Origin of the sequence: Nonomuraea sp. NPDC003804 (assembly GCF_040610675.1) — a bacterium.
GTDB lineage: Bacteria > Actinomycetota > Actinomycetes > Streptosporangiales > Streptosporangiaceae > Nonomuraea.
Map to the genome: position 1 here is coordinate 42,691 of NZ_JBEXMT010000005.1, position 20,543 is coordinate 63,233.

The following is a 20,543-nucleotide window of genomic DNA, read 5'->3' on the forward strand; positions in this document are numbered from 1 at the left end:
GCCGCGCGACCGCCCACGCGGCGGGGACGGGGCTCCCTCCGGACGGGAGGGAGCCCTCGCCCCGGTGTTCCGGTCAGGACCTGCGTGCCAGGCGCAGGACGTTCGCGATGATCTTCGCGCCGGCCCCGCCCTCCACGGTCAGGATCGACTCGGGGTGGAACTGGACGGCGAAGCGCCGGTTGGCCGTGTCCTCGATCGCCATCACGTTGCCGTCGGGCGTGAGCGCGGTGACGGTGAACCCGACCACGCCCGGCCGCTTGGCGTGCAGCGAGTGGTAGCGGGCGGCGACGAACTCGGCGGGCAGGCCCTCGAGCAGGGCGCTGTCGCCGACCCTGGAGACGCGGCCGCGCTTGCCGTGCTCGGGGTAGCCGAGCAGGTCCAGGCTGCCGCCGGCCTGCTCGACCATGGCCTGCAGGCCGAGGCAGACGCCGAAGACCGGCAGGGCCCTGCCGTACACCTCGTCGATGAGGGCCGACATGCCGAAGTCGGACGGCCAGCCGGGCCCCGGCGACAGGACCACCAGGTCGGGGGCGATCGTGTCGATCATCTCCGCCGGGAAGCCGTGGCGCAGGGTGACGACGTCGGCGCCCTCCTGACGGAAGTAGTCGGCCAGGGTGTTGACGAAGGAGTCCTCGTGGTCGACCAGCAGGACCTTCATCCCCTGGCCCGGCTGCTCCCGCACCGGTGCCTGCGCGACCGAGGCAGGCTGGTTGACGGCGGCCAGGGCGCCGAGCAGGGCGCTGGCCTTGAGCTCGGTCTCGCGCTCCTCGGCCTCGGGGTCGGAGTCGAACAGCAGCGTCGCCCCCGCCCTGACGGTGGCCACGCCGTGCTTGATCTGCGCGGTGCGCAGGGTCAGGCCGGTGTTCATCGAGCCGTCGAAGCCGATGTAGCCGATCGCTCCGCCGTACCACCTGCGGGTGGTGGCCTCGTGGTCCTCGATGAACTGCATCGCCCACGTCTTGGGGGCGCCGGTGACGGTGACGGCCCACATGTGGGTCAGGAAGGCGTCGAGGGCGTCGAACTCGGGGCGCAGGCGGCCCTCGATGTGGTCGACGGTGTGGATCAGGCGGGAGTAGAGCTCGATCTGGCGGCGCCCGATGACCTGGACGCTGCCGGGCACGCAGATGCGCGACTTGTCGTTGCGGTCGACATCGGTGCACATCGTCAGCTCCGACTCCTCCTTCACGCTGGACAGGAGGGTGCGGATGGCCTCGGCGTCCTCGACGGGGTTGGCGCCGCGGGCGATGGTGCCGGAGATGGGGCAGGTCTCGACCCGGTCGCCGGTGACGCGGACGTACATCTCGGGCGAGGCGCCCACCAGGTGCTCGCCGTCGCCGAGGTTGATGATGAACTCGTAGGGGGCCGGGTTGGACTGGCGCAGGCCGCGGTAGAAGGACGCCGGGTCGGCGCAGGGGGCGTGGAAGACCTGGCCGGGCACGACCTCGAACAGGTCGCCGCGCTTGAAGCGCTCCTTGGCCGCCGCGACGACGCTCGCGTAGGCGCCCTTCTCCGGGTTCTTCGGGATCTCGTCCGGGGCCACCTGCGGGAAGGTCTCGCCGGTGCGCTCCAGACCCTTGGTGGAGACGCCGTCCACGGCGAACTCGTAGCGGTGCTCCACGCACGTCTCGCGCTGCCGGTCGATGACGACGATCCTGTCGGGCAGGTGGAGGACCAGGTCGCGCTGGTCGGCCGGCCGTTCCAGCTCGTGGCGGATCGGCTCGAACTGGAAGGCCAGGTCGTAGCCGAACGCGCCGTACAGGCCGAGGTGCGGGTCGGCGCCCTTGAAGGCGGCGATCACCTCGCGGATGGCGGTGAACACCGTCGGGCGGCGGCTGCGCATCTCCTCCGGCAGCACCTCGCCCGGCTCGGTGCCGGGCTCGGCGATGTGGACCTCCACGTGGACGTCCGTCGGCTCGGAGACGGGCTTGCCCGCCGCCAGCAGGCAGGACGCCAGCACGGGCAGCACCACCTTGCCGCGCTCGTTGAGCGCGCGCGCCGCGATGGTGCGCCCCCTGGCGACCAGCTCGACGCAGGGGTCCACGTAGCCGAACGCCCATCGGCTGTAGCGGCCCGGGTAGTCCATGCCGGAGGAGAACGCGCCGCCGCGTCGCTCGCCCAGCGCGGTCACGATCTCCTCGAGGGCCGCCTCCGGCACCTCACGTATCTCACGCTCGACGCTGACGCCCCCAGCGGTGGTATATCCGCTCGTCTCCACTCAAAGCCCCTTGCTAGCTCATGAGCCCCGGGGCGGAGACAGGAATGGCCGCCTTCCGGGGCGGCCGTCCGTTTGAGGAATGCGAATCTCGCGCCGCCTAGAAGCGGCGCCACCATTGAAGCTGCAAGCGGATTCGCATGTGGCAAGCCTAGCCGCCGCATCGGAGATCACGCAACGCGACACACGGGCGCGCCACCCCAGGACAGCGGGCCGATCGGGGCGGCGGACGGTCAGCGCGGCGGCCGGTCAGGACACCGTGTCCAGCGGGGCCAGTTCGGGACGCTTCGGGGGAACGCCGTCGCCCGAGGAGCGTCCGTGAATGCGCCGGTTGATCCACGGGCCGAGGTACTGCCTGGCCCACCGCAGGTCCGCACGGCGGGCGTCGGTCCACTGCGGCGGCACCTGCGGCGGGTACGGCTCGCGCCAGCCCTCCTCGACGGCCACGCCGAGCACCTCGGCCGCGCGCAACGCCACCCGGCGGTGGCCGTCGGACGACAGGTGCAGCCGATCCTCGTTCCAGGCCCGCCTGTCGCGCAGCACGGCCATCGGCCACAGGTCCACCAGGAAGGTGTCGTAGCGGCGGGCGATGTCGTGGATGTGCAGGTTGAAGACCTCGATCTTGCTGTGCGCCAGCCGCATCACCGGCACCTCGCGCAGGTCGAACCCGGTGAACAGCATCACCTTGGCCCCCGCCGCGTTCAGCGCCGCCACGCCCTCCTCCAGCCGGGCCGCGACCACCTCGGGACCGCTTCCCGGGCGCAGGATGTCGTTGCCTCCCGCGCACAGCGAGACGAGGTCGGGGCGCAGCGCGAGGGCCTGCGGCACCTGCTCGCCGACGATCTCGTCGATCAGGCGTCCCCGCACCGCCAGGTTGGCGTAGCGCGACCCCGGCCGCTCGGCCGCGATGTGCTCGGCCAGCCGGTCGGCCCAGCCCCGGTATCCGACGTCGGCGGGGTCCTCGAGACCTTCGGTGAAGCTGTCCCCCAAAGCGACAAATGAAGCAATTCGTCCCATGACCGGATAGTTTGCCAAGCAGAGATCGCCTTACGCGACCGTAATATGCGGCACGGGCCGCGTGATGGTCGTCATATTGTCCGGTCCTGGGCGATTATGTTACTCATTGGTAATGCGTGTGCGTGTCTACCGGGATCTTCCCGTCCCGATGCCGGACGGCGTGACGCTGCTGGCCGACCGCTACGAGCCGGTCGGGGCCGAGCGGGCCCCGGTGATCCTGATCCGCTCGCCGTACGGCAGGCGCGGCCTGTTCGGGCTGGCCTACGGGCGCGGGTTCGCCCGCCACGGCTTCCAGGTCGTGATCCAGAGCTGCCGGGGCGGCTTCGGTTCGGGAGGGCTGCTCGACCCGCTCGGCGACGAGCACGACGACGGCATGGCGACCCTCGAGTGGATGCGCCGCCAGGCGTGGTACCCGGGCACGTTCGCGATGCACGGACCCTCCTACCTCGGCTACACGCAGTGGGCGATCGCCCCCTGGGCCGGACCCGAGCTGAAGGCGATGGCCACCCAGATCACCGCCTCCCAGTTCAGGGACGCCGCCTACGTGGGCGGGGCGTTCGCGCTGGAGTCGGCGCTCAGCTGGACCACGCTGACCAACGGCATGGCGCGCCGGTTCGGCGGCACGGCGGTGTGGCGGGCGCCGCGGATGACGCGGCGGGCCGTGCTGTCGGGGCGGCCGGTGGCCGAGCTCGACCTGGTCTCGGCGGGACAGGCGCTGCCGTTCTACCGCGACCTGCTGACCCACCACGCCGATCCGGCCGTGCCGTACTGGGACAGGCGGGACTTCTCACCGGCGGTCGGGCAGGTCGAGGCGGCGGTCACCATGCTGGGCGGCTGGTACGACGTGTTCCTGCCGTGGCAGCTGCGCGACTACGAGGTGATGCGGGCGGCGGGGCGGCAGCCGTACCTGACGATCGGCCCCTGGTGGCACATCGACCTCAGGCACGGCCCGGTGACCAGGGCGGAGGCCCTGGCATGGTTCAGGGCGCACCTGCTGGGCGACGTCTCGGGCCTGCGGTCCTCCCCGGTGCGGCTGTACGTGACGGGCGCCGGCGAGTGGCGCGACTACCCCGACTGGCCGGTGCCGGGCACGCGTGGCGTGCGCTGGCACCTGCAGCGCGCCTTCGGGCTCGGCCCCGAAGGGCCGCTGGAGTCGGCGCCGGACCGCTACCGCTACCACCCCGCCCATCCGACGCCCGTGCTGGGCGGCCCGGTGCTGCTGGCCGACTCCCGGCCGCGCGACCAGCGCAGGCTGGAGGCGCGCAGGGACGTGCTCGTCTACACCTCGCCCGTGCTGCGGGAGGACACCGAGGCGATCGGCCCGGTCTCGGCCGAGCTGTACGTCAGGTCGAGCACGCCGTACGTCGACGTCGTCGTGCGGGTGTGCGACGTGCACCCGGACGGGCGCTCGATGAACGTCTGCGAGGGCGTGCGCCGGCTGGTGACCGGCGAGAACGGCGAGGTGCGCCGGGTGCGGGTGGACCTGTGGCCGATCGCGCACCGGTTCGCCAGGGGCCACCGGATCAGGGTGCACGTGGCCGGCGGCGCCTATCCCACGATCGCCCGCAACCCGGGCACCGGCGAGCCGCTGGAGCTGGACGGCCCCATGGTGCCGGCCGACGTGGAGGTCTTCCACGACCCCGACCGGCCTTCCGCGCTGGTGCTGCCCCTGCCGGGCGCCTGAACGACGCCCGGCCCCGCCCGGCAGGCCGCCGCTCGCGGGTCCGCGGGATCGGTAGAGTCGGGGCGTGCGGGCCGCCCGGTTGATGTCGTTGGTGCTCCTGCTCCAGGGACGGGGCGGGATGACGGCCGCCGAACTGGCCCAGGAGCTCGAGGTCTCCGAGCGCACCATCCACCGCGACGTGCTGGCCCTGTCCGAGGCCGGCATCCCGGTCTACGCCGACCGGGGCAGGACGGGCGGCTACCGCCTGGTCGACGGCTACCGCACCCGGCTGACCGGGCTGGACCGGGCCGAGGCCGAGGCGTTGTTCCTGTCCGGCGTGCCCGGCGCGCTGCGCGACATGGGGCTGCGCGACGTCGCGGCCGCCGCCAGGCTGAAGGCGGCCGCCGCCCTCGCGCCCGGCCTGCGCGACGCGCCCGCCACCGCCGCCCAGCGCTTCCACCTCGACGCGCCCGGCTGGTTCGCCAGCGACACCCCGCCGCCGGAGGCGCTGGCGCCGCTGGCCAGGGCGGTGTGGGGCGACCATCCTGTGACCGCCAGGTACAAGGCCGCCGAGCGCACCGTCGAGCCGTACGGGCTGGTGCTGAAGGCGGGCGTCTGGTATTTGGCCGGCCGGGCGGGCGAGCGCCTGCTGGTCTACCGGGTCGACCGCTTCACCGACGTGACCGTGCTGACGGGCCGGCGCTTCGACCGCGACCCCGCCTTCGAGCTGGCCGCCTTCTGGGCCGAACGGTCGGAGCAGTTCGCCCGCTCGCTGCTCAGGACCAGGATCACGCTGCGCCTGACCCCGGCGGGGCTGCGGAAGCTGCGGCACGTGGCCGACCCGGCCGCGCTGGCCGACGCACTGGCCTCGGCGACCGACGACGGCACGGTGGTGCTGGCGGTGGAGTCGCTGGAGATCGCCTACACGCAGGTGCTCGCCTTCGGCCCCGAGGCCGAGGTGCTCGAGCCCGCCGAGTTGCGCGCGCTCATGACCGAGGCGGCCGGTCGGCTGTCGGCCCTGTACGGGGCCCGTGCGGCCACGCGGCCGGACGGCTCGCCTCGATGATCGGCGAGTTCCTCGACACCCGGCGCTATCGGTAGTCGGCGGGGTCGGCGGTGATGCCGGCCTCGCGGACCTCCACGATCCAGCGCCACACGTCGGGCCTGCTGCCGTCCACGTCGGTGAAGCCGTAGGCCTTGGCCAGCTCGCCGCTGGAGAGCGAGGAGCCCGACCAGCGCATCCGGTCCGGGTCCTTGGCCAGCGCGGCCACGGCCCTGCCGGTGTAGGCCGGGGTTTCGGACAGGATGAAATCCTCGTGCACTCGGGCCCCTTCGCGCCAGTTCTCCTCGGTGACGCCGAAGTTCTCCAGCATCACCTCCGAGCGCAGGAAACCGGGCGTGATCGCCACCGCGGCGCAGCCGTGCGGGCGCAGCTCGTGCGACTGGGCGAAGGCCAGCCGGTTCACCGCGACCTTGGCCAGGTCGTAGAACATCGAGTTGCGGTAGCGCGTGCCGTTGAATTCGGCCGTGCCGTCGGTGACCTCGACGACGAGCCCGCCGGGCCGGCGGATGAGCAGCGGCAGCGCGTGGTGGCTGGTGATGAGGTGGGTGTCGATCGCCAGCCGCAGCAACCGCAGGCCCTTGTCCAGGTCGTGCTCCCACACCATCGCGTCGAACGTCCACAGCTGGTCGGCGCCCCAGACGTCGTTGACCAGCACGTCCAGCCTGCCCTGTTCGGCGTCGATGCGCTCGATCAGCCGCTTGACCTGCGCGGGGTCCAGATGGTCGGTCCGTACGGCGATGCCCTTGCCGCCGGCCTTGGTGACCAGCTCGGCGGTCTCCTCGATCGTCTCGTCCCTGTTCATCTCCGAACGCTGCTCGCGGGTGCTGCGTCCGGTGCAGTAGACCGTGGCCCCGATGGCGCCCAGCTCGACGGCGATGCCCCTGCCCGTTCCCCTGGTGGCGCCGGCGACCAGCGCGACTGTTTCACTCATGGGACGATCGTCGCGGCGAACCCCGACATCCTCTGTCATGTTTTCGGGAAGACCGCTGTGATAAGTAGTTGATTACCATGAACGGCGAATTCGAGCTGCGCGGCGTCAACCACATCGCTCTGGTCTGCTCGGACATGAAGCGGACCGTCGACTTCTACTCGGGCGTCCTCGGCATGCCCCTGATCAAGACGATCGAGCTGCCCCTGGGGTGGGGGCAGCACTTCTTCTTCGACTGCGGCGGCGGCAACGCGCTGGCCTTCTTCTGGTTCCCCGACGCGCCGGACGGCGTGCCCGGCGTCTCGGCGCCGAAGAACCTGCCCGACCAGGGCGAGCTGCTGTCGGCCGTCGGGTCGATGAACCACCTGGCCTTCGACGTCCCGCCGGAGCGGATCGAGGAGTACCGCGACCGGCTGGTCGCCAAGGGCGTCGACGTCGGCGTGCTGCTCAACCACGACGACAGCGAGTTCGGGGTCGCGCCCGAGCCGCACGAGGGCGTGTTCGTCAGGTCCATCTACTTCAAGGACCCCGACGGGATCCTGATCGAGTTCGCCTGCTGGCAGCGCGAGCTCGGCCGTCCCGGCGACGTGCGGCACGAGCCCAGGACCGCCGCCGACAGGACGGTGTGATGCCGCGCCTGCGCCAGGTGCCCCGCCAAGAGGTGACCGACGAGGTCGTGGCCTTCTTCTACGACCGGCTGCTGACCCCGGAGGGCACGGCGACGGGATCGCCGGGCACGTGGTGGACGGTGTTCGCGCAGGATCCGGCGATCTTCCGGCACTGCGTGAAGGGCTTCCGGCTCTACCGCGAGTCGAAGCTGGACCCCGTGCTGCGGGAGCTGGGGCAGACCAGGGCGGGCTGGGCGCGCCAGTCGCAGTTCGTCTACTCCCAGCACTGCAAGCAGATGCGCGCGCTCGGGGTGCCGGATGAGAAGGTGAGCGCGGTCGCGCACTGGCAGGTCAGCGAGGTGTTCGACGAGCTGGAGCGGGCCGTGCTGGCCTACACCGACGGGCTGGTGCTCGACGGCGGCCGGGTGCACGACGAGGTCTTCGCGGTGCTGAAGCGGCACCTGCCCGACGAGCAGATCCTCGAGCTGACGTACTTCACGTGCCTGTACGAGATGCACGCGACCATGTCCAGGGCGCTGCGCCTGGAGTTCGACGACCGCCCCGACCCGATCACCGAGGTCGCCGCCCCCGAGGGGTACGGCACGCGGGACATCGCCGACGAGCTGACCGTTCGGCGCGAGGAGGCTACCGTTCGGCGATCGGAGACCTGACCCCGATCGGTCACGTCTCTACAGTGCCGGGCAACGGAAGGGAGAAGCCTTGCCCGGTGATGTCCGCGATCGCAGCCTGTGGGACCTGCCGCCTCACCCCCGACGAGGGGCTGCGAAGGTCACGGCCATCTCGTCCACATGATGAGACACCCGAGTTTAGGCCAAACCGTAATGTCTCAGTAATCGGGATTAATAGCACCGGAACGTTAGTGTTCCGGACAAATACTCACGTTCCGGAGGATGCCGTGTCCACCCCCGAATCCGGGCAGGAGCGCAGCGACCGCAGTCCATGGAACTGGCTGCTGTTCGTGCCGATCGTGCTCCCTCTTCTGACCTTCCTCTTCAACGCCGACGAGCCGAGAGTGGCGGGCTTCCCGCTGTTCTACTGGCTCCAGCTGGCCTTCATCGTGGTCGGCGTGGCCTGCACGTCGATCGTGTACAGGATGACCAAGTGACCGGGCAGCACACGACCGAGCTGGTCGTCTTCATCCTGCTGTTCCTGGTCGTCAGCGGCATGGGCTTCGTGGCCGCCAGGTGGCGCAGGCCCGAATCCATCGAGAGCCTGCACGAGTGGGGCCTGGGCGGGCGCAACTTCGGCACCTGGATCACCTGGTTCCTGGTCGGCGGCGACCTCTACACCGCCTACACCTTCGTGGCCGTCCCCGCCCTCGTCTTCGGCGCGGGCGCGCTGGGCTTCTACGCCCTGCCGTACACGGTGGTGGTCTACCCGCTGGTCTTCCTCGTGCTGGCGCGCATGTGGTCGGTCTCGCACGTGCACGGGTTCGTCACGCCCGCGGACTTCGTCAGGGCGCGGTTCGGCTCGCCCACGCTGGCGCTGCTGATCGCCATCACCGGCCTGATCGCCACCATGCCCTACATCGCGCTGCAGCTGGTCGGCATCGAGGCGGTGCTGAAGGCCATGGGCATCACCGGCCACCTGCCGATCATCATCGCGTTCGCGATCCTGGCCGCCTACACCTACCAGTCGGGCCTGCGCGCGCCCGCGCTGATCGCCTTCGTCAAGGACACCCTGATCTACATCGTGATCCTCGCGGCGGTCATCTACATCCCGGCCAGGCTGGACGGCTGGGGGAACATCTTCGACGCGGCGGCGGCCAAGTTCGCCAAGTCCCCGGCGCCCGCCGACGGCATCCTGCTCACCGGCGCCAACCAGCTGCAGTACATCACGCTGGCCTTCGGCTCGGCGCTGGCGCTGTTCCTCTACCCGCACAGCCTCACCGGCGTGCTGGCCTCCAAGAACCGCGGCGTGATCAAGCGGAACATGTCGGCGCTGCCCGCCTACAGCTTCCTGCTGGGCCTGATCGCATTGCTCGGCTTCATGGCCATCGCGGCGAACACCAAGCCCGTCGTCAACCCGGCCACCGGCAAGCCGGACACCAACACGATCGTGCCGGTGCTGTTCGACCAGATGTTCCCCGACTGGTTCACCGGCGTGGCCTACGCGGCGATCGGCATCGGCGCCCTGGTGCCCGCGGCCATCATGTCGATCGCGGCGGCGAACCTGTTCACCCGCAACATCTACAAGGAGTACATCAACAAGCAGGCCGGCGACGCGCAGGAGGCCAGGGTCTCCAAGCTGGTCTCGCTGGTCGTCAAGGTCGGCGCGGTGCTGTGCATCCTCCTGCTCGACCCGCAGTTCTCCATCGACCTGCAGCTCATCGGCGGCGTGATCATCCTGCAGACGCTGCCCTCCGTGGGTCTCGGCCTCTACACCCGCTGGTTCCACAAGGGCGGGCTCATCGCCGGCTGGGCGACCGGCCTGGCGGCGGGCATGTGGATGCTCTACCTCATCCCCAACCCCGCCAACGGCAAGCTGCACTTCGGCGGGTCGGCCTTCCCGCTGAAGAACTTCGGCTTCGACACCCCCATGACCATCTACGCGGGCGCGATCGCGCTGACGGTCAACCTCGTCGTGGCCGTGCTGGCCACGCTGGCGCTGCGCGCGGCCAAGGTGGCCGACGGCGAGGACGCCACCCGCCCGTCGGAGTACTTCGCCGACGAGGGCGACCCGCGGGTCAAGGACCTGGACCTGTCCGGCTCCCACTGACCCCCTCTCCGGTACGGCACGCGGGCCCGTCCCCCTCTCCTGGGGGGGCCCGCGCCATGTCCGGCCCCCGCCCGCCGCCTACGAGCAGGCGTCGGACGAGCGGGTGTCGGCCGCTCAGGCGCCCCGCCAGGCCCGGGGCGTGGTCGCCTTCCGCGGGGTGAAGGCCGCCACGATCACGTCGACCAGCCCCTCCACCACCTGCGCGCGCTCGACCTCCGGGTGCTCGAGCCACCAGTCGCCCGTCGTCTGCACCATGCCGACGAAGGCGTGCCCGAGGATCTGCGCGCGCACGGGGTCGGCCACGACCTCGTCGGCCGCCAGCACCGCGCCCAGCTCCTCGCCCAGGCCGCGCACCAGGGCCGTCATGTGGGACCGGACGCTGGTGTCCTCGGCGCTGGCGCGGTGGAACAGGAAGCGGTAGAGGTTGAGGTTGACCGAGATGAGGTCGAGGTAGATCTCGATGGCGGCGCCGGCGCGGCGGCGCGGATCGGTCCTGGCCCTGGCGAACTCCGGACGCAGCTGCGAGATGACCCGGCGCACGTGGCGGTCGGCCAGCGCCTGGTAGAGGCCGCTCTTGTCGCCGAAGTGGCGGTAGAGGATCGGCTTGGTGATCCCCGCCTCGGCCGCGATGGCCGCCATCGACACCTCGGGCCCGTCCCGCAGGATCGCCCGGTCGGCCGCGTCGAGCAGCGCCCTGCGCCGATCGGGATCCCTGCCGTTCACGGGGCCAGGATAGCCGCGCCCGCCTGGGCGCCCACGGCCGACCGCCGCCAGGCGGGCCGCTCCTGCCGCATGAGGCGCCCTCCGCGGTTAGGGTCGGATCATGAACAGCGGAACCGGACCAGGAGCCATCACCCCCGACGGATCGCCGGTCGACTTCTACACCCTGCTGCCGCCGGGCGACGAGGCCGACATCATCGGCGCGGCGGTGCCCGCCGGCGGCAGCATCCTCGAACTCGGCTCGGGCACCGGCCGGGTGACCCACCCGCTCGTCGCCGCGGGCTTCCAGGTGGTCGCCGTCGACGAGTCGGCCGAGATGCTCGCGCACGTGCGGGGCGCGCAGACCGTCCACGCCAGGGCGCAGGAGCTGGCGCTCGACCGGCGCTTCGACGCCGTGCTCCTGGCCTCCTACCTGATCAACGTCCCCGACCGGGAACTGCGCCGCGACCTGCTGGCCGCCTGCGCGCGGCACGTCGCCGCGAACGGGTCCGTGCTCATCCAGTGGCAGCCGCCCGAGGCGCACGACCGATGGGCGGTGGGCAGGGGCCGTGAGGCCGACGGCATCGGGATCATGATGACGCGGGTGGACGAGGTCGCGCCGGGCACGTTCGCGGCCACCATGCGCTACACCGCCGGGGAACGGGTGTGGACCCAGTCGTTCCTGTCGCAGCGGCTCACCGACGAGGACCTGGCCGACGAGCTGGAGCGCGAACGGCTCACGCTGGACGGCTTCCTCACCGAGGACCGCACGTGGGCGCGGGCCGTACCGGCATGACCCGGCTGTACGCGCAGGCCACGGCCGGCCTCACCCCGAACACCCGCACCACGCCCGGCTGATCCCGCATCCCGCGCGGGGGGAAGCCGCCTGGAGTCATCCCGGGCGGAAAAGCCGCCTGGAGTCGCCTGACGCCGTGCGACCAGGCCCGTTCGATCTGTCGGCCGCGGGCGATAGTCTGCCGCCCCAGGACCGCGATCGGAGGTGGGCTGTGGCGCCCGAGGTGCCAGGCTACGAGGTGCTCGGCCTGCTCGGCCAAGGCGGCTTCGGCGTCGTCTACCAGGCCAGGCAGCTGGCGGTGGGCCGGGAGGTGGCGCTCAAGGTCGACAGCAGGGTGCTCGTCTCCGAACGGGACCAGCGGCGGTTCATGCGCGAGGTGACCTCGGCGGGCGCGCTGTCGGGACATCCCCACGTGGCGGCCGTCTACGACGCGGGGGTGCTGCGCGACGGCAGGCCGTACATGGTGCTGGAGCTGTGCCCCGGCGGGTCGCTGGCCGACCGGTTGCGGGCGGGCCTGCTGCCCGTGGCCGAGGTGCGCGACGTGGGCGTCAAGATCGCCGACGCGCTGGCGGCGGCGCACGCGGCCGGGGTGCTGCACCGCGACGTCAAGCCGGCCAACATCCTGATCAACCGTTACGGCAGCGTGGTGCTGTCCGACTTCGGGCTGGCGACCATGCCGGAGCCGGGGGCCGAGGTGTCGGTGACGCGGGAGTCGCTGACACCCGCCTACGCTCCGCCGGAGGCGTTCGAGCTGACCGAGCCGAACGCGATGGGTGACGTGTACTCCCTGTCGGCCACGCTCTACGCGCTGCTGTCGGGGCGGCCGCCGCGCTTCCCCGAGTCCGGGGTGGCGAACCTGGCCGTGATCATGGCGCTGCACCGGCAGCCCGTGCCCGAGATCCCGGGGGTGCCGCCGGCTTTGACCGAGGTGCTGCGGCGGGCGCTGGCCACCGATCCGGCGCAGCGCACCCCGTCGGCCGCGGCCTTCCGTGACGCTCTCGCGGCCCTGCCGGGAGAGGCGCTCTTCGGGGACGGGCCGGAGGCGGCGGGCTGGAGCGGCGGTGACGGCGCCGCCGCTTGGGGCGGCTCGGGCGCCGCCGCTTCAGGGCCGAGCGGGCCGCAGGCCGGATGGTCCGCCGCACCCTCAGGGCCGCAGGCCGGATGGCCGGGCGCGCCCGCGGGGGCAGGGCAACCGCCCGGCTGGCAGCAGACACCCACCGGGGCCGGGCAGGCGGCGGGCTGGCAGCAGACACCCACGGGCGCGGGACAGGCGGCGGGCTGGGCGGCCGCGCACACCGGGCCGGGCCAGGGTGGTCCCGGCGCAGGAGCCAAGCAGCCGGTCGGTGGATGGGCCGGGGCGCACACCGGGCCCGGGCAGGGGTTAGGGCATCCGGCGGGATGGGGCGGGGTGGCCGCGGGTGACCTGCACGGGTCCCCCACCGCCCTGTCGAGGAAACCGGCCACGCGCGGCTACGCCGCCGCCTCGGCGCTGTTCGCCGTGATGATCGCCGTCGGGCTGGTGCTGATGATCCTCGAAGGCCGGTGAGCGGTGCCCGACGACCTCGACACCCTGGAGCGCCGCATCGACCTGCTGCGTACCCGGGTCCGCGCCGCCGTACGGGACAGGGATCTCGCCCTGGCCCGCGAGCTGCGCGGCGAGCTGCGCAAGTCGGAGCGGGCGTGGGACCTGCGGGTGAGCAGCCCGCCCGAGCCTGAGACGGCCGGTCAGCGGGGCAGGACGGGCCCGCCGGTGCGGGAGCGGGTGCACGCGGCGCTGACACTGCTCCAGGTGCCGGCCGCCGGGCGGCTGGTGGTGGGCGTCCACGAGGCGTTCTTCGCCGAGCCGCTGAAAGGCTCCCAGCTCAGCACGCTCAGGCGGGACGAGGAGCGTACCTTCCGCCGCTCGCCGTACGGCAGGCCCCACTACGTGTGCGCGGCGCTGACCGACCGGCTCACCCCGGCCCGTGGCCTGCTGGCGGTCAGCACCTGGCCACAGGAGCGCAGGGTCGTGGGCCCGCTCAGCCCGCGGGTCGACTTCCTGCGGTCCACCATGCGGGTGGCCACGCGGGTCGGCGAGCTGGACGAGCCGTCGGAGAAGGCGTGGCGGCTGCTGGCCAGGATGGCGCGCAACGTGCCGGGCGCGGGCGGCGGGTTCGAGCGGCCCGAGCCCGCGGTGGTGGTCCGGGCGGCGGAGGCGGAGCTGGCCGTCCACCTGGTGGCCGACACGCGCGACCGCGCCGAGCTGGCCGGACGCGCCGGACGGCAGCTGGATGAGGCCGCGAAACTGTTCGGCGCCACTACGCTGAGCGAGATCGCGAGGAAGGCGGCGTGCGCGTGAGACGGACACGGCGCGGAGAAGGCGGCGTGCGCGTGAGACGGGCACGACCGGGGACGAGAGCGGAGGCATGAGCGGGTGAACGGGCTCGACGCGCTGAGAGGCACCACCCCCGCCAAACCCCACGACGCCAGGGCGATCGCCGCGCTGGCCGCCAATCCGGGCTGCGCGCGCAGGGCGCTGATGGACGGCGCGGGCGTCGACAAGGACCGGGCGGCGCGGCATCTGGGGTTCCCCGCTCCGTTCGGGCAGTCGCCGTTCGCGATCACCAGGGGCAACGCCTTCGAGGCGCTGGTGAAGGCCGACGGCTGCGCGGAGCTGCTGCGGCTGCTGCGCGGGCTGCTGAGCCTGCCGATCGAGGAGGTCGCCTACCAGGACGTGCACAACGTCGGCGCCCACCTGCGCCACTCCCACACCAGGGCGCTGTTCGACCGGGCGGCCAGGCAGGAGCAGGGCACGCTGTACGACCATCCACTGCTCAGCCTGGACATCGCGGGCCACGCCGCCTACCTCGAGCCCGACGTGGTGGCCTTCCAGCAGGGCGGGCAGTTCCACATCGTGGAGATCAAGTCGTTCGCGGTGATCGACGGCCAGGCCGACCCCGCGGCGGTCGCGGCGGCGGCCCGGCAGGCGGCGGTCTACGTGCTGGCGCTGCGCACCCTGTTGGAGGAGCTGGGCCACGATCCGCTGCGGGTCGCGCACGACGTGGTGCTGGTGTGCCCGGAGAACTTCGCCAACCGGCCGATGGCCACGCTCGTCGACGTGCGCAGGCAGCTGGCGGTGCTGAAGCGGCAGCTGGCCAGGATGACCTCGATCGACCGGCTGCTGGCGGAACTCCCCGACGGCCTCACCTTCGACCTGCGGCCCGGTGACGACGGGGTGCCGACCAGGCCAGCGGCCGAGCTGGCGGAGGCGCTGCACCAGGTGGCCGCCCGCTACGCGCCCGACTGCCTGTCCACCTGCGATCTGTGTTTCTTCTGCCGTGACGAGGCCCGCCTCGAGGGTGCGTCGGACCTGCTCGGCCGGCAGGTGCGCGACGAACTCGGCGGTGTGGCGACGGTCGAGGAGGCGCTGGCCCTGGCCGACGGCCGCCGCGAGCCCGCGCCAGGCCAGGAGGAGATCGCCCGGCTGCTGCGGGACGCCGAACGGCTGCGCAGGGAGTGCCTGGCGTGAGCATCCTCACCTCGCTGGCCCGGCTGAGGGCGGTCAAGGAGGGCGTGGCGCAGCCGACGGCCACCGTGCGCCACTGCCATGTGAGCGACCGGCCGATGGTGTTCGTCCCGCTCAAGCTGTCGGGTGAGGCGGCGGCGCCGCTGGCGGCCCTGGTCGGCACCGACCGCGACGCCCCCGAGCTGCTGGTGGTATCCCAGCCGCGCAACCGGGATCTGCGCTTCGCCTTCATGGCCGAGCTGGCGGGGGTGCTGCTGCCGTACGTCGAGAGCTTCGCGGCCCACACCGAGACGGTCGAGAAGAGGAACGCCGACCCCTACGAGCGGGCACTCGACGCGCCCCAGCTGCTGCTGCCGAACCCGGCGGGGGTGGGGTTCACCAGGCTGCTCGGCCGCTCGACCAGGTTCCGCAGGACCGACGGGCCCTATCCGGTGCCGGAGGAGGTGCCGCTGCTGGGCAGGTGGCTGACCTACTTCGCCGAGCGGGCCGCGCACCCGGGCTCGTCGCTGACGCTGGCCGCCACCGAGGAGCTCGGCCGCCACTGGGCCACCGGGCAGAGCGGGCTGGAGGACGCCAACCTGGCCGCCCTGATCGGCTGGATCGCTCCGCCGCCGGGATTGACCGGGCCGCAGGCCGCCGAGGAGGCGGAGGACCCGCTGATCTGGCCGCCCGCCGGGCCGGCCACCGACCCCGGCTTCGACGCCGAGGTGCTCGCGCCCGCGATCGACGAAGGCACCGTCGAGCGCGTCACCGAGGCGCTGCGCACCCAGCTGACCCCGACGTGGCGGCTGCTGTGGCAGGCCGTCGACCTGCTGCGGGCGCTGCCCGCGGGGGCGAGCGTGGCGACCAGGTGGGAGGCCGACAGGGGCTCCTACAGCGTCATGGCCCAGCAGATCGCCGAGGGCGCGCCGCCACAGGCCCGCCGCGACGGCGCCGTCTCCGCCGCGGCCCGCCTGTCCAGGATGGAACGGGCGCAGGCCGCCTTCGAGGTACAGCGCGCCTACGACGATCCGCTGATCATGGCCGAGTACCGCCTGGCCGGCGAGGCGTTCGCCGGCGAGGTGATCGAGACCGATCCCGGGCACACCGAGGGCGAGGGCCGCTCCCGCAAGCTGCGGCCCGTCGTCCTGATCAAGACCGACGACCCCGTACGGCTGCCGCCCGGCGCCACGCTCGGCACGCCCGATCGCCGCGGCCAGGCCGCCGAGCTGGTCGACGTCCACGAGGGCCTGGTCACCCTGAAGATCACCAAAGGCATGGGCAGGGGGAAGACCCCGGCCCCCGGCTCCGTGCCCGAGCCGGGCGAGCGGGTCTGCTACACCTCGCTGACCGACGACTTCCAGGGCTCGGCGGCGCTGCCCGACAGGGAGGCCACCCCGTGGACCCACGGCGGGCCGCCCGAGGAGTACGTCCCGAGCGACGAGGACGCCCAGGAGGAGTGGGCATGAGCCCCGAAGAGGTCATCCAGGCCGTGCTGGCCGACCTGCCCAGACACCGGGGCGTGGTCGTCGACTCCCCGCCGGGCGCGGGCAAGTCGACGCTGGTCGTGCGGGCCGCGGCGCACCTGGCGGAGACCGGCGAGCCGCTGATGATCGTCGCGCAGACCAACGAGCAGGTCGACGACCTGATCGAGCGCATCGCCGACAAGCATCCCGAGCTCTCGGTCGGCCGGCTGTCCGCCTCCGGCTACGTGCCGCCGCTGCGGCTGCTGGAGATCCCGAGCGTCACGGTCGGCACCAGGATCCAGGACCTCAACGATCCGGCCGTCGTGATCGCCACCGCCGACAAGTGGGCCTGGATCAGCGGCCGTACCTGGCCGTGGGCGATCGTCGACGAGGCCTACCAGATGCGCTCCGACAAGTTGCTGCGCATCGCCGGGCTGTTCGAGCGGGCGCTGTTCGTGGGCGACCCCGGCCAGCTCGACCCGTTCTCGATCGTGGAGGCCGACAGGTGGGCGGGCCTGTCCTGGGATCCGCTGCAGAGCGCCGTGTCGGTGCTGCTGCGCCACAACCCCGACCTGCCCGTGCACCGGCTGCCGGTGTCGTGGCGGCTGCCCGCCTCGGCGGCGCCCGTGGTGTCGCAGGCGTTCTACCCGTTCACCGGGTTCCGGTCGGGCACCGGGCCCGGCGAGCGGGCGATGGAGCTGACCACCGGCGGCATGGGCACCGTGCACGACCGCGCGCTGGAGGAGGCGGCGCGCTCGGGCTGGTCGCTGCTCGAACTGCCCAGCCGCCACACGGTCCGCACCGACGGCGAGGCCGTGCAGGCGGTGGCGCGGCTGGCCACCAGGCTGCTGGAGCGCGGCGGCGTGACGTTCTCGGAGAAGGGCGAGCGGCCGGTGACGGCCGACCGGGTCGCGATCGGTGCCGCGCACCGCGACCAGGTGGCGGCCATCAGGAGCGCCGGCGTGCCGCCCGAGATCACCGTCGACACCGCCAACCGGCTGCAGGGCAGGGAGTACGACGTGACGGTGGTGCTGCACCCGCTGTCGGGACGCAGGGACGCCACCGCCTTCCACCTGGAGTCCGGACGGCTGTGCGTGCTGACCTCCCGGCACCGGCACGCGTGCGTGGTGGTGGCGAGAGCGGGCATCTCCGAGCTGCTCGACGCCCATCCGTCGGCCGAGTCGGTGCAGCTCGGCGTGCCGGTGAAGTTTCCCGACGGCTGGGAGGCGAACCAGTCGGTTCTGGAGCACCTGGCCAGGCACCGGATCCGCGCCCTGGGCGGCTGAGGCCGGGCCCGCTCGTGCGGGGGGCGACTGGGCCGGGCCGCCCGTGCGGGCGGCGGCTGAGGCCATGCCCGCTCGTGCGGGGGCCGTTCCCGCGAGCAGGCCGGGGCCCGGGGGCGCGGTGGGCGGGTGTGCTGGTCACCCGCGTGGCCGGGCCCGGCCGGGCGTCGCTAGAGGCGGCGGCGCCAGACGTCGATGACGAGCACCGGGCGCATGCCCGCGGAGGTGTAGAGGCCCAGCGCGGGCGTGGTGTTGTTGGCGTCGACCTGCAACAGCGTGCCCCTCCGGCCGCGGGCGGCGTCGGCGGCGAAAGCCGTACGCAGCAGGAAGCGGCCGAGGCCGCGCCCGCGGAAGGCGGGAAGCGTGGCGAGGGTGAAGACGTAGCCCCGGTTCTCGTCGTCGGCGAAGTGGTTGGTGCCCACCAGCAGCGCGGCGGGCTCGCCGTCGACGCGGGCGACGAGCACCTGCGACCAGTCGGTGGCCGCCGAGGCCTGCCTGCGGCCCAGCCACTCCTCGTACGGCAGCGGCACGAACCCGAAGTGGTCGGCGAAGCCCTCCTGGTGGATGCGGTGCGCCTCGCGCCTGAGCTCGTCGGTGAGCGCGGGGTGAAGGGTGACGCCGTCGGGCGGCTCGGGAGCCTCGACAGGTCCGTCGAAGTCGATGCCGAGCCGGTGGAAGCTGGTGGCGGGCGCGAAGCCGAGCCCCTTCACCAGCGCCTGCTTGTCCTCGTCGGCGCGGTAGACGCCGATGTCGAGGGTGAGGCCTTCGTGTCCGCGCTCGGCGGCCAGCTGCCGGGAGCGTTCCATGACGGCCGCCCAGAGCCCGTCCGTCACGCCGTCGCCGGTTCCCGGCCTGACGACCACCTCGACGTCGGCCTCGTCGCTGTCGCCCTTGGGGATGATCCACGCCCAGCCGTTCAGCGTGCCCGCGTCGTCCTCGGCCAGCCAGGCGTCCCGCTCGGTGTCGAGCTCGCCGAGCTCGTCGGCGATGTCGTCGAGTGTGACGTCGGGAAGGCCGATGACCGAGATGTCGTAGGTGGAGACGAGCTCGTGCACGGCGGGGGCATCGGCCGTGCGGGGTCGGCGGACGGTGTGGCGATCCATGGCGACGATTGTCCACATTCGCCAGGTCGGGCGCCTCTGGTTTTCCGCCCGCGGATCAGGGCGGAGACCGGGGGCGGTGGGAGACCCCTGCCAGGTCCGCACCGCACCGCCGGCGTCTCGTTCCCCATGCTGGTGGGGTCAGGCGCGTGCCGCGCGCTCGCGCCGTCGGGCCGCTGCCGCGAACCGGGTTCCGGGCAGGGCGGAAGCCGTACCGTTACGCACGGCCACCGACAAGAGAGTCGTAGTCAGGCAGGTCGGCGCTGGTCGCCAGCGACTTGGTACTGCTGATCATGAGCTTCTGGGCCAGGCTGGTGCTGAACAGGGCGTTGCGGAACCACAGCCCGAAGGCGCCGGCCGGGGCGAGGAACTTTCCGGGGTTGGCGCCCCGCTGCCATCGGGCGGCGTAGGGTCGCATGCGGTTCTCGTAGGCGGCGAAGCCGGCACGGTGATCGCCTCCTGCGGCGGCCAGCTCGCCGGCCAGCACGTAGGCGCCCACGACGGCGGTACCCACGCCCATCCCACCGAGCGTCACTCCCCAGGCGGCGTCGCCGAGCAGCGCGGCACGTCCTGATGACCAGGCCGGGACGCGGACCGTGCTGATCGAGTCGAAATACAGCTCCGGTGCGTCGCGCAGCCCGGCGAGCAGGCGGGGCACATGCCAGCGCATGCCGGTGAACGCGTCGGCGACGAGCTTCTTCTGCTGTTCGACGTCGCGCCAGTCGTGGTCGAGCTGCGGCGAGGCGAACACCGCGAAGACCCCCGCCCGATCCGGGTCGCGCTGGTCGGCGGAGACGCCGATCATCCGGCCTGGCACGTTGTACTGCTGGGGCGTGGCATCCGCGCCGAACGCGTTGGGCAGCTGCCAGCCGGCCAGGTAGTAGCCGAGGTGCCGTACGTAGCTCTGCTCGGGCCCGAACGCGATGCGGCGTACACCGGAGTGCAGCCCGTCAGCGCCGATCATCATGTCGAACGTGCGCGAGCCGTTCCGGCCGAACTCGACCCGGATGCCGTCGGCGGTCTCCACCGCGCCGGCGATCGCGTCGCCGAACAGGTACTCGGTGCGCTCGACGCCGCGCTCGTAGAACACCCTCGACAGATCACGGCGGAGTACCTCGATGTCACCTCCGGCGAACTCGGCGGGCAGCTCGAACAGCCGGCGGCCGTGCTCGTCCACCCAGCGCATCGCGCCTGCGTGGGTCTGCAGCGCCCGGAGTTCGTCCAGGACACCCATCTTCGACAGCACGCCCAGGTGGGTGGGCCCGCGGAAGTCGACCGCGAAGCCGGAGGTGCGCAGCGTGGGCGCGATCTCGACGACGGTGGTGTCGGCCCCGTACCGGGACAGCCAGTACGCCAGGGCGGGGCCGGCGACTCCGGCGCCGGAGATCAGAACTCGCAGGCCGCGCAGCGCGGAAGTGATCACAGCACTCTCCTGTTCACAAAAACTGTATCCGTTGGACACAGTGTACGATAGACACAGTTGAG

The 20,543-nt window shown here is 72.4% G+C and carries 18 protein-coding genes; 12 read left to right on the forward strand and 6 right to left on the reverse strand.

Annotation, left to right across the window (positions count from 1 at the left end; all coding sequences use genetic code 11):
• Window positions 1-73 precede the first annotated feature (73 nt).
• Both ABZX22_RS08145 and ABZX22_RS08150 read right to left on the reverse strand, forming a co-directional pair.
• Window positions 74-2,215, reverse strand: coding sequence for an anthranilate synthase component I (locus tag ABZX22_RS08145; RefSeq protein WP_354906888.1), 2,142 nt, complete (start codon window positions 2,213-2,215; stop codon window positions 74-76).
• A gap of 246 nt (window positions 2,216-2,461) precedes the next feature.
• Window positions 2,462-3,229, reverse strand: a complete 768-nt coding sequence (locus ABZX22_RS08150) for an SGNH/GDSL hydrolase family protein (RefSeq protein ID WP_354906889.1) — start codon at window positions 3,227-3,229, stop codon at window positions 2,462-2,464.
• A gap of 112 nt (window positions 3,230-3,341) precedes the next feature.
• Between ABZX22_RS08150 and ABZX22_RS08155 the strand changes: the two genes are divergently transcribed.
• A complete protein-coding gene (locus tag ABZX22_RS08155) occupies window positions 3,342-4,913 on the forward strand; it encodes a CocE/NonD family hydrolase (protein ID WP_354906890.1) in 1,572 nt (523 codons plus the stop codon).
• A 64-nt stretch (window positions 4,914-4,977) separates the two neighbouring features.
• Window positions 4,978-5,958 (forward strand): WYL domain-containing protein, encoded by a 981-nt coding sequence (locus ABZX22_RS08160; protein ID WP_354906891.1) that lies wholly within the window; start codon window positions 4,978-4,980, stop codon window positions 5,956-5,958.
• Window positions 5,959-5,983: 25 nt separating this feature from the next.
• Here ABZX22_RS08160 and ABZX22_RS08165 read toward each other — a convergent pair whose 3' ends face one another.
• On the reverse strand, window positions 5,984-6,886 hold the full coding sequence (locus ABZX22_RS08165; RefSeq protein WP_354906892.1) for an SDR family oxidoreductase: 903 nt from the start codon (window positions 6,884-6,886) through the stop codon (window positions 5,984-5,986).
• A gap of 77 nt (window positions 6,887-6,963) precedes the next feature.
• Between ABZX22_RS08165 and ABZX22_RS08170 the strand changes: the two genes are divergently transcribed.
• From ABZX22_RS08170 to mctP, 4 genes are all read left to right on the forward strand, one after another.
• Window positions 6,964-7,512: a VOC family protein gene (locus ABZX22_RS08170; RefSeq protein WP_354906893.1), complete on the forward strand. Its 549-nt coding sequence runs from the start codon at window positions 6,964-6,966 to the stop codon at window positions 7,510-7,512.
• Complete coding sequence (locus tag ABZX22_RS08175) at window positions 7,512-8,162, forward strand: carboxymuconolactone decarboxylase family protein (protein ID WP_354906894.1); 651 nt, start codon at window positions 7,512-7,514, stop codon at window positions 8,160-8,162. Before ABZX22_RS08170 ends, ABZX22_RS08175 begins: the two co-directional genes overlap by 1 nt.
• 245 nt (window positions 8,163-8,407) lie before the next feature.
• Window positions 8,408-8,617 (forward strand): DUF3311 domain-containing protein, encoded by a 210-nt coding sequence (locus ABZX22_RS08180; protein WP_354906895.1) that lies wholly within the window; start codon window positions 8,408-8,410, stop codon window positions 8,615-8,617.
• Entirely contained in the window at window positions 8,614-10,230 is a 1,617-nt protein-coding gene (gene mctP, locus ABZX22_RS08185; protein WP_354906896.1) for a monocarboxylate uptake permease MctP, read from the forward strand. Before ABZX22_RS08180 ends, mctP begins: the two co-directional genes overlap by 4 nt.
• Window positions 10,231-10,344: 114 nt before the next feature.
• Here the strand turns inward: mctP and ABZX22_RS08190 are convergent, their stop codons facing one another.
• Window positions 10,345-10,953 carry a TetR/AcrR family transcriptional regulator gene (locus tag ABZX22_RS08190; protein WP_354906897.1) on the reverse strand — a complete coding sequence of 203 codons (609 nt, stop codon included), beginning with the start codon at window positions 10,951-10,953 and terminating at the stop codon, window positions 10,345-10,347.
• A gap of 100 nt (window positions 10,954-11,053) precedes the next feature.
• On the opposite strand from ABZX22_RS08190, the gene ABZX22_RS08195 reads away from it, so the two are divergent.
• The 6 genes from ABZX22_RS08195 to ABZX22_RS08220 all read left to right on the forward strand — a co-directional run bounded on the left by ABZX22_RS08195 (window position 11,054) and on the right by ABZX22_RS08220 (window position 17,961).
• On the forward strand, window positions 11,054-11,725 hold the full coding sequence (locus tag ABZX22_RS08195) for a class I SAM-dependent methyltransferase (RefSeq protein ID WP_354906898.1): 672 nt from the start codon (window positions 11,054-11,056) through the stop codon (window positions 11,723-11,725).
• Between the two features lie 211 nt (window positions 11,726-11,936).
• Complete coding sequence (locus tag ABZX22_RS08200) at window positions 11,937-13,271, forward strand: serine/threonine-protein kinase (RefSeq protein WP_354906899.1); 1,335 nt, start codon at window positions 11,937-11,939, stop codon at window positions 13,269-13,271.
• Between the two features lie 3 nt (window positions 13,272-13,274).
• Complete coding sequence (locus ABZX22_RS08205) at window positions 13,275-14,063, forward strand: hypothetical protein (RefSeq protein WP_354906900.1); 789 nt, start codon at window positions 13,275-13,277, stop codon at window positions 14,061-14,063.
• 75 nt (window positions 14,064-14,138) lie between these two features.
• Window positions 14,139-15,233: a hypothetical protein gene (locus ABZX22_RS08210; protein WP_354906901.1), complete on the forward strand. Its 1,095-nt coding sequence runs from the start codon at window positions 14,139-14,141 to the stop codon at window positions 15,231-15,233.
• The gene (locus ABZX22_RS08215) at window positions 15,230-16,678 is read left to right on the forward strand and encodes a hypothetical protein (protein ID WP_354906902.1); all 1,449 of its coding nucleotides are present in this window, start codon (window positions 15,230-15,232) and stop codon (window positions 16,676-16,678) included. Before ABZX22_RS08210 ends, ABZX22_RS08215 begins: the two co-directional genes overlap by 4 nt.
• On the forward strand, window positions 16,675-17,961 hold the full coding sequence (locus tag ABZX22_RS08220) for an AAA family ATPase (protein ID WP_354906903.1): 1,287 nt from the start codon (window positions 16,675-16,677) through the stop codon (window positions 17,959-17,961). The genes ABZX22_RS08215 and ABZX22_RS08220 overlap by 4 nt, the downstream gene beginning before the upstream one ends.
• A 167-nt stretch (window positions 17,962-18,128) precedes the next feature.
• Here the strand turns inward: ABZX22_RS08220 and ABZX22_RS08225 are convergent, their stop codons facing one another.
• Both ABZX22_RS08225 and ABZX22_RS08230 read right to left on the reverse strand, forming a co-directional pair.
• A complete protein-coding gene (locus tag ABZX22_RS08225; RefSeq protein ID WP_354906904.1) occupies window positions 18,129-19,061 on the reverse strand; it encodes a GNAT family N-acetyltransferase in 933 nt (310 codons plus the stop codon).
• A 214-nt stretch (window positions 19,062-19,275) separates the two neighbouring features.
• The gene (locus ABZX22_RS08230; RefSeq protein WP_354906905.1) at window positions 19,276-20,481 is read right to left on the reverse strand and encodes an FAD-dependent monooxygenase; all 1,206 of its coding nucleotides are present in this window, start codon (window positions 20,479-20,481) and stop codon (window positions 19,276-19,278) included.
• Window positions 20,482-20,543: the final 62 nt, after the last annotated feature.